This window comes from Streptomyces sp. adm13(2018), assembly GCF_008042145.1.
Taxonomy (GTDB): domain Bacteria; phylum Actinomycetota; class Actinomycetes; order Streptomycetales; family Streptomycetaceae; genus Streptomyces.
Genome location: NZ_RDBH01000151.1, coordinates 1 through 1,311, shown reverse-complemented (window position 1 = coordinate 1,311; position 1,311 = coordinate 1). Strand labels below are relative to the sequence as shown.

General features: G+C 69.9%; 1 protein-coding gene. It reads left to right on the top strand.

Annotation, left to right across the window (positions count from 1 at the left end):
* Nucleotides 1-216: 216 nt before the first annotated feature.
* A partial coding sequence (locus EAO70_RS34890; protein ID WP_148006829.1) for a C40 family peptidase occupies nucleotides 217-1,311 on the top strand: 1,095 nt, incomplete at its 3' end.

The following is a 1,311-nucleotide window of genomic DNA, read 5'->3' as shown; positions in this document are numbered from 1 at the left end:
GGCCTCGGGGGCGACTGAGGGGGGCTCTTCCTTCGACTTCCGTCGAAAGACCCCCACGTCGGGAACGCAACGCCCGTAACTCTCGTCAACCGTGGGGGGACCGGCCCGGTGGGCCCTGGTTTCCCCTGTTGCTTTACGGTTTCGCATGGCACTATCGCCAAGGTCAGCATCAAGTTACTGACGGTAAATCAGATTGGTCCACTTGAGGGGGAGCTCGTGAACCGACGCCGCCACGCCACCGCCGCGATCACCGTGATCTGCGCCTTGACCGTGCTGGCCTCGCCCGCGCTGACCCTCCAGGCCGCCGCCGCGCCGCTCCCCCCGCCCGCTCCGAAGAAGACGCTGGAGGAGGTGCGCAAGGAGATAGACACCCTGTACCGCCAGGCCGCCGTCGCCACCGACGCGTACAACCTCGCGGAGGGGCGGACGAAGCAGCAGACCGACGAGATCGTCCGGGTGGCCCTGATGATCGTGGAGGGCCGCGAGAAGATCGAGTCCCTCAAGGCCCGGGCCGGGGCCACCGCCCGCGCCCAGTACCGCAACGGCGGCCTCCCCGACGGCGCGCAGCTCGTCCTCACGACCGACCCCCAGCTCTTCCTCGACAACGCGGGGCGCCTCAAGGCCGGAGCGAAGGCCACCACCGACCTCCTCGGCGAAATGAACCGCACCCAGGCCCAGTTGGACGTCTACGCCAAGGACGCCGGCGTGAACTGGACCAAGCTGGAGGCCAACCGCGTGCGGCAGGCCCAGGCGAAGAAGGAGATCGACAGCAAGATCGCCGCCGCGAAGAAGCTGGAGTCCGAACTCGCCGCCGAGGAGCGGGAGCGGCTGCGCCGGCTGGAGGAGCAGGCACAGACCAGGGCCCAGACGACCTGGCTCGGCACCGGCGTCCTCGACGGCCTCAAGGGCGACGCGACCCCGGACGCGAAGAAGGCGATCGCGTTCGCGACCGCGCAGATCGGCAAGCCGTACGTGTGGGGCGCCGAGGGGCCGGACTCGTACGACTGCTCCGGTCTGACCCAGCTCGCCTGGGGCACCGCCGGCCGCCCGATACCCCGTACCTCGCAGGAGCAGTGGCGGCTGCTGCCCCGCGTGGACATCAAGGACATGCGGCCGGGCGACCTGATCGTCTACTTCAAGGACGCGAGCCACATCGGGATGTACGTCGGCAACGGCACGATGGTGCACGCGCCGCGCCCCGGCCGGAACGTGACGCTGGCGGGAGCCGGCTCGATGGAGATCCTGGGCGTCGTCCGGCCGGGGCGCGGCGCGTGCACCATCGTGCCGTTGCCGACGTACATCCCGATGTGG